The organism is Limnochordia bacterium, from assembly GCA_023230925.1.
In the GTDB taxonomy this organism is placed as follows: domain Bacteria; phylum Bacillota; class Limnochordia; order DUMW01; family DUMW01; genus JALNWK01.
Genome location: JALNWK010000098.1, coordinates 1 through 4,022, shown reverse-complemented (window position 1 = coordinate 4,022; position 4,022 = coordinate 1). Strand labels below are relative to the sequence as shown.

Genomic DNA, 4,022 nt, shown 5'->3' with positions numbered 1-4,022 from the left:
TAAGATCAAGGTTATAAAACGAGAATCATATGGCTTTCACGATTTAGAATACTTTCAGCTGAAGATCAAGCAAAGATGCAGTGGGAAACAAGAAAAAGGTCAACACTTACGGAGATGAACCAAACGAAGCTAGAAAAAGCTCATGTCTATAAGCTTCAATACCCATTCGTGCAAACCTCCTTAGCAATCGCTCTACGTCAGCCCCGCTGGTATTCCAAACAAACCGAATATGCTTGCCTCGACAGCGCAGCTCTTGAATTACTTCTGCGGCCATGGGTATCGCTTTGCTTCCCGTCCATAGTACACCATCTAAGTCAAACAGATAGACAGAAAAGTCCCCATACAAAAGTAAGCACCTCGCTGTATATTACCCATCGGTAATACCCTCCATTTGAGATTTATCGAAAAATGTTCCAATCGGACAGAAAAGGACTGGCCATACCGATCCGCTCTTCGCGCTCTGTTATAACATTAACGGTACTTCCATCGCTTGTTAGCAGAATATGTCCATCGATGGCGGTATGAAAAACCAAAGTACCATTCTCTCGGTATCTTCTATATACCGAAAGAGGCGAAAAAACATGATGGCTTACTACAACTACATCCGGATCTACGGCCTGGATGAATTCCAAAGAAGAGCTAGTTGCAGGCATAAAGTTTGCCCTGAGCAGTTCTGACCCATATCGTTCTACGATCTCTTGTTCAGCATTTTGATATATGTCCCCGCAAAACAAAAAAACACTATTTCCATACTCAATCCTTAGCACCATGGAATAGCTATTCTGTTCCCCAACGGTCAAATTCCTGGCCCAGACTTCTGGATTGGGTTCTAGTGCAGGATGGAGGATACTCACCTGCATGTGGGCACCTAATTGGAAACTATCCCCCGCTTGTAGGTACTTATAGGGAATACTCCTTCTTTTAATCAGACTCATGAAGTTCCGGTAGGTTGAAGTGCTATGGGGAATTTGTACCATAAATAGCTGTTCCACTGTCTTTGTATTCAGGATGGTTAGATATGATCAATATGGGGGTGAGACCCGTACACGGCTCCTAGCAAGCTTCAGTCGTTGGATAATAACGATGCAAGATGCCAACCTCGTATCCTGCGAGGTTTACTAGACCGATTTCATCAAACCAACAGTTTGACAATGCCATTGAAAACAAGGGACTTGCAGAGTTTCTCCATTTCCGCATAGACAGTTTCTTGAACTCCCCTTTGTACCCCGCCTACGCAGTTCTTTTGGAGGGCTTTCCACTCTTCCACTCCCTCATTTGTTTCATCCTAAGCCACCTGCGTATCCAACCCATAGGATCCCCCACTACGCAGTTTGCCGCACGGAAGTAGCTGATCCATCCCCTTAGGACGGGGTCTAATCTTCTAACCATGGCTGCAATATTCATACCATGGTTTCTGGGTGTCAGTTTGCGGGTAGTATCTTTGGAGGTTTCAACCTTTCTGGGATTGATGCCTACACACTTACTGCAAATGACAAATCCTAGATATGGGACTCCGTTGTAAACGCTTGTTATCGGCGTTTTCTCCCGGTTGACGACTAGTTTGAGCTCATCTTCCAGTATCCCAAAGGCTATCTTTTTATACTTCTCCGCTTAGGGTGGAGACCGGGCAAAGATCAGGATATCATCGGCATAGCTTACTATGTGAACACCCTTCGATCTCATTGCTTGGTCGAAGTGATCAAAATAGGGTTGGTCTAACATGAAATGGGTTAGATTATCTGGCAAATCAAAGATCTTTCCACCAGATGCATGTATCCATCCGGCTCCCCGACCAGTGGGATGCATAATACTATCATCATCAAGGGCCCCATCTGCGTTGCGTTTCGTTAGCTTCTTGCCAATGTCGAGCAAGCCTTCCCAGATCCAAAGACCCTGAGCATCGCAACAAAGTCAAGGTCTATCATCGGACTATATACCAGAGAACAATGGCATCATCATATGTCCGCACTAGACACTTTAAACCGGAAGCGAGGGCGGCGTAACCGTCCTCGCTTAGTGGTTCCTACTCTAGTACAACACTACATTCCATTGGCTGAAGAGTGCATCCCCCAATGTGCTTGCAGCATGGGATGTTGAGGCAAGACCAGCAAAGACACTCTCAGGTAATTGAATGTCCTCAGTGGCCAACGTAGTCCATGTTTCCCCATCCGTCGATGTCTGTCCTGTAACCTTGTTTCCTTTACGAATCAATTTTAGGTAGATGGGCTCGCCATTCTTCCATGCGGTTTTCTTTACTTGCACTGTTTTCTCAGCCAATGCTGGCCGTTTCTGCATGACTAAGCCGCTATCACGGGTCCCCAAAATCGCGATATTTGGAGCCTCTCCTGTGGCTGCGGTTTTGAGCATAATACCTGATTTGGACCATCCGTGGGTATCTGGCGCAGAATGAAGACATACAACGGCTTCAAAGTCGCCCTGGATCTCCTGATACACAAACCCTAAACCATCCTGATAGCCCCAAATGTCTGCTCCAGCGGCTTGGACTATGATACTGCCGTCTTCCTGGACTATCGCATCACCGGGAAGTAGTGTACCGAAGTCTTGGCTCGTCCAATCCTCACCTTGCCAGACAATAGACCGCTTAACTGGTCCGCTTGGCGCGGAAGCCATGACCGAGTTCAGACGTTCGATGGCCTCCGACCAGGTCGGACCAGCCGGTTGATTCTGATCGAAGATCCTGACATATGCATCCTTTGTAATCGCCTCACCATTCATGTGATCGGCGTAGATTACCTCAGGCAGAGCATAGGGACCCGCATCGGTAAATACAAAAGCATTGATATCGTATGCTTCTGTGTTCAACTCTCGCATGATATCTAGGTATTCGGGCGCTATGTCACGGTGGGCTGGTTGCAGAGCCAGATACTTCGCCTTGATCTCATTGGCCACTGGGCCAGCTAGGAACTTCAATAGAGCGTATGCTTCTTCAGGGTGCTTAGTATTCTTGTTGATAGCATACCCGTCATTCGTTGCCAGAGTATAGCGCTCCCCGGAAGGGCCAATGGGCATTGGGAACACATTCCATTCGAACGGAACCTTTGGTGACCCATCGCTCTTCAACCCCAAGAAGCGCACCAAGGCCCAAGAACCGCCTTCCCACATGGCACATTGGCCACTTAACCAATCTGTGGGGGCACCGGGTGGTGCAATTACTTGCGATTCCCAGCGCAGACGCTGTATATACTCTAAAGCATCTATCGCACCTCTACTATTTAAACTACTTACGGTCTTCTCTTCATTTTCAAAGAACTCAGCACCCCCTGCTTTTAACCAATAATGGTTACGGTCGGTGCTTGTCATCCCTCTGGTTAACCCCCAGATATCCGGTACTCCATCACCGTTTAGGTCCTGCGTTACTTTGCGACCAATCGCCTCAAACGCTTCCCAGTCCATGGTGTTCAAATCGGCACGGGGTTCCGGATCAACTACTCCCATGTAGCCAAACATATCCGCGTTATAGAAAATACCAACCGTCCCCAAATACTGTGGAAGAGCGAACAGTTCACCCTTGTGCATGAATGTCTCAAACTGCGGTGGCCAGAAACTCTCTCTGACCTCATCATAAACACCATCCCGTTTGAGTAACGGTGCGAGATCAACAAACATACCTTCTCGACCAAGGTTAATAAACTTGTGACCGTGCGCATTGACGATATCCGGACCGATTCCACCAATCAGGGACACAATCACCTGTTCAGTATCTCCCTTTCTGAAGATAACATCGACATAGGGATACTCCTTCTGGAACTCCCTAGTGAGCACCTGGGTCCAACTAATACCCTCATAGTCTTGTACCACGTTTTCATTAGGATCACGCCCAGCGGTCATTACTACTTCAAGTTTAATCCGTTCCCGCTCCGCCATCACGTATCCTGGCAGAGCTATTTGCGATGTTTGGAAGTAGGCATTGTAACGGGATTTGCTCTTGGGGCAAAAATGTGTTTACCCCAAGACGATCCCATGAATACGGCATTTTCGCATAGCAGAAGAATATGATCAGC

The 4,022-nt window shown here is 47.3% G+C and carries 5 protein-coding genes; all 5 read right to left on the bottom strand.

Features of this window, described 5'->3' with window-relative positions; translation table 11 throughout:
* Window positions 1-106: 106 nt before the first annotated feature.
* Entirely contained in the window at window positions 107-346 is a 240-nt protein-coding gene (locus tag M0Q40_12550; GenBank protein ID MCK9223417.1) for a hypothetical protein, read from the bottom strand.
* 52 nt (window positions 347-398) lie between these two features.
* Complete coding sequence (locus M0Q40_12545; GenBank protein ID MCK9223416.1) at window positions 399-992, bottom strand: hypothetical protein; 594 nt, start codon at window positions 990-992, stop codon at window positions 399-401.
* Window positions 993-1,230: 238 nt separating this feature from the next.
* Window positions 1,231-1,389 (bottom strand): hypothetical protein, encoded by a 159-nt coding sequence (locus M0Q40_12540; protein ID MCK9223415.1) that lies wholly within the window; start codon window positions 1,387-1,389, stop codon window positions 1,231-1,233.
* A gap of 222 nt (window positions 1,390-1,611) precedes the next feature.
* On the bottom strand, window positions 1,612-1,872 hold the full coding sequence (locus tag M0Q40_12535; GenBank protein ID MCK9223414.1) for a hypothetical protein: 261 nt from the start codon (window positions 1,870-1,872) through the stop codon (window positions 1,612-1,614).
* 156 nt (window positions 1,873-2,028) lie between these two features.
* Window positions 2,029-3,885 carry an extracellular solute-binding protein gene (locus M0Q40_12530; protein ID MCK9223413.1) on the bottom strand — a complete coding sequence of 619 codons (1,857 nt, stop codon included), beginning with the start codon at window positions 3,883-3,885 and terminating at the stop codon, window positions 2,029-2,031.
* Window positions 3,886-4,022: the final 137 nt, after the last annotated feature.

Coding starts and splice junctions, on each gene's coding strand:
- M0Q40_12530 (MCK9223413.1), bottom strand. CDS start 3,885: ATGGCGGAGCGGGAACGGATTAAACTTGAAGTAGTAATGACCGCTGGG.
- M0Q40_12540 (MCK9223415.1), bottom strand. CDS start 1,389: ATGGTTAGAAGATTAGACCCCGTCCTAAGGGGATGGATCAGCTACTTC.